At 58.2% G+C, this 2,980-nt stretch carries 3 protein-coding genes; 1 reads left to right on the top strand and 2 read right to left on the bottom strand.

Annotation, left to right across the window (positions count from 1 at the left end; translation table 11 throughout):
* Together AC0L14_RS34585 and AC0L14_RS34580 are read right to left on the bottom strand one after the other, a co-directional pair.
* A partial coding sequence (locus AC0L14_RS34585) for a co-chaperone GroES (RefSeq protein WP_292539378.1) occupies positions 1-245 on the bottom strand: 245 nt, incomplete at its 3' end.
* 267 nt (positions 246-512) lie between these two features.
* Positions 513-1,577, bottom strand: coding sequence for a hypothetical protein (locus AC0L14_RS34580; protein ID WP_473752204.1), 1,065 nt, complete (start codon positions 1,575-1,577; stop codon positions 513-515).
* A 359-nt stretch (positions 1,578-1,936) separates the two neighbouring features.
* On the opposite strand from AC0L14_RS34580, the gene AC0L14_RS34575 reads away from it, so the two are divergent.
* Positions 1,937-2,872: a bifunctional helix-turn-helix transcriptional regulator/GNAT family N-acetyltransferase gene (locus AC0L14_RS34575; protein ID WP_473752203.1), complete on the top strand. Its 936-nt coding sequence runs from the start codon at positions 1,937-1,939 to the stop codon at positions 2,870-2,872.
* Positions 2,873-2,980 lie beyond the last annotated feature (108 nt).

The following is a 2,980-nucleotide window of genomic DNA, read 5'->3' as shown; positions in this document are numbered from 1 at the left end:
CCATTGAGCTTGACTTCGGTGCCCGACCACTTGCCGAACAGGATGCGGTCGCCGGCCTTGACGTCCAGCGGGACGAGTTTGCCGGCTTCGTCGCGGGCGCCGGAACCAACGGCGATGATCTCGCCTTCCTGCGGCTTTTCCTTCGCCGTATCGGGGATGATGATCCCGCCGGCAGTCTTGGATTCGGATTCAACCCGGCGTACGACCACGCGGTCATGAAGCGGGCGGAACTTCGACTTTGCCATTTTTTATTCCTCGATGAGAATGGTGAGAACAGTTCCTCCGTCCGGCGGCGCCGGACAACCTATAAGCCCGGCGACGCCGGACCTACGCTTAGCACTCACCAATGGCGAGTGCTAACGTGGCGGTGAGATAAGCTGATGGCTGGCGAGAGTCAAGGCGAGAGAGAGGGTACCGCCGCGCGAAATTATTTCCATCCCGCAACGCGATTGTGGAAAATCTCAATTGCCACCTGAGATCTGATCGAATCTTACTGACAGTTAGAACGGAAGTCAGTGTCCGAGACGCAAGCCGATCTCCCGAGTTTCAAAATCAAACAGCAGGCTGTTCTTCTCGAAATATCGGATGCCGACAATGTTGTGCTCGAGCCCAGGAACGATCTCCACCTCAGGATTGTATGTGGTCGTGAAGTTCCAATCCTCCTGGCCGTCAGTTTTTACCAAGACCTTCGTGCCGGTCTTCAATGACGTGCGAGGCTTCGAGGCGTCGGTTACGACCATAATCGTTGAGTTGCCTGTGTCGTAGAGCGTTGGCCGGCAAATGGGCTCAGATCCCCAAGAGAGACAGGAGTCGAGGGTGGGAAAATTGTATCGCCAATTGGTCTGTTTCCACCTTTGCACCCTGAAGTCTTTTTTAACATCTTTCGGCACGCCGATGTGGAGCGCCTCTACTTGCGGACAGTTGCCGTCCTCGTTCGTGCAGACCTTCCACTTGGTGCCGATCGGAGAGAGATAATAGCCCCTGTGCAGGCCGGGTCCAGCGCTCACGTACGCCAGCGGGGACTTGATCATCCGGTCTGGTCCGCCTCCGCCAACAGGAGAGATACCGAAAGTCCCCTTGGGCCAAAGCGGGCCGCCAACGATTTCTCCGGTACTGCGCCTGACTGTTTTGTAACGGATGAGGAATGGGATTGAGGTCTCGGTGGAGACCGGAGAGTCCGGCGAACCAAAAGTCACGCGAGCGTAGGCAACGTTGCCGTACTCATCGTAGGTTCCATAGTTCATAACTGCTTCTTTGGTGGTGACCGTTATCCCGTCTATCTCCTGATCCTGCGTAATCTTTATTCCTGTGTCTGAACAGGTCTCGGCGGGCAGCACCGATTTGCAATCGATCGTCACTCCGCTCGATCCGGTATCGAGCAGCAACGGTTGGTTGACCGTGCGATTGCCCAAAGAAAGAATTTTCACATAGAGCATGCGAATATTCTTTGGCTTTCCCGGGTACTCCAATTTGATTAAGGGCACCTTAGTTGGAAGCCCTTCGGCGTCGACTGAGGCGGGTAAAAAGCACGACTGGACTGCAAAAATTAGCAGTAATGTCACCAAAAAATTCTTCATTACCCCCGCCCGTGTTACTGGCCAGCGCAGTTCCAACAATCCAGAATGCGCGGACACGATGATCCTTGCAATAGGATCGCCTCACCCGATGAAGCTAAATTCAAGATCTTCGGGTCGTGCGAATGTGTCTATGCTCTTCTCCTCAGCGCCCCCTGCGAACCAAGCACCAAAGTGAGCATCCGCGCCAGCGGATAGGAGCCGCTCGCCCGACGCGCACTTCGTCGAAACTGAGCATGCCAAGTGTCGCGAAGCAATAAGTCGTTCGAAGGCTCATCCGCCGAATTGGACAATGCCCTGCTTCGAACAGATACTTGACTGAGTCAAATAAGTGGTTGATCTTGTGCGGGCAGGAGGATGCCATGACGATTCATCATCAACCCGGCAAGGAGCGGATCGATGCGGTGCGGGGCTTCAACCGCTTCTACACCCGCCAGATCGGCCTGCTCGACGAAGGACTGCTGAAAAGTGTCTTCTCGCTGACCGAGGCTCGGGTGCTCTATGAACTGGCGCATCGCGACGGCCTGACCGCCACCGATCTTGCGCGCCATCTCGGTCTCGACCCCGGCTACCTCAGCCGGTTGTTGAAAAAGTTCGAGGAGCGCGGCCTGGTCGAGCGCGCCGCGACGCAAGCCGATGCGCGGCGCTCGTCGATCGCGCTGACGCCGGCGGGAAGGGCGGCCTTCGCGCCGCTGAACCAGGGCTCGCACGATCAGGTCGCGGCTTTGCTCGACCGACTTCCCGCTCAAGAACAGGACAGGCTGGTCAACGCCATGCAGACGGTGCAGCGCCTGCTGGGCGAGAGTGCAGAGCCCAAGGTCCCCTACATGCTGCGGCCTTTGCAGGTCGGCGACATCGGCTGGATCATCCATCGCCAGGGCCTGCTCTACGCGCAGGAATATGGCTGGGACGAAACCTACGAGGCTCTGGTCGCCGAAATCCTCGGCGCCTTCGTCAAATCCTTCGATCCGAAATGGGAACGCAGCTGGGTCGCCGAGCAGGAAGGGGATGTCGTCGGCTCGGTCTTTGTCGTGCGCCAGTCGGACACGGTGGCGAAGCTGCGCCTGCTCTATGTCGAACCCTCGGCGCGCGGTCTCGGCATCGGCAGGCGGCTGGTCGAGGAATGCATCGGCTTTGCCCGTGCCAAGGGATATAAGAGGTTGACGCTGTGGACCAACGACGTGCTCACCTCAGCGCGCCGCATCTACGAGGCGGCCGGTTTCAAGCTGGCCGACGAAGAGCGCCACCACGCCTTCGGCAAGGATCTGGTCGGCCAGAACTGGAACCTGGAGCTGTAGTGCTCTTCCCTTCTCCCCTTGTGGCAGCAGCTGGAAAGCCGAGGCTTTCGCTCTACGATGGACCCCCACCCCTAACCCCTCCCCACAAGGGGGAGGGAGACTTCCGTT

It is taken from the genome of Mesorhizobium sp. WSM4841 (assembly GCF_055811515.1).
Note: the sequence above shows the minus strand (reverse complement) of the source record. Positions and strands in the feature narration are given on the sequence as shown.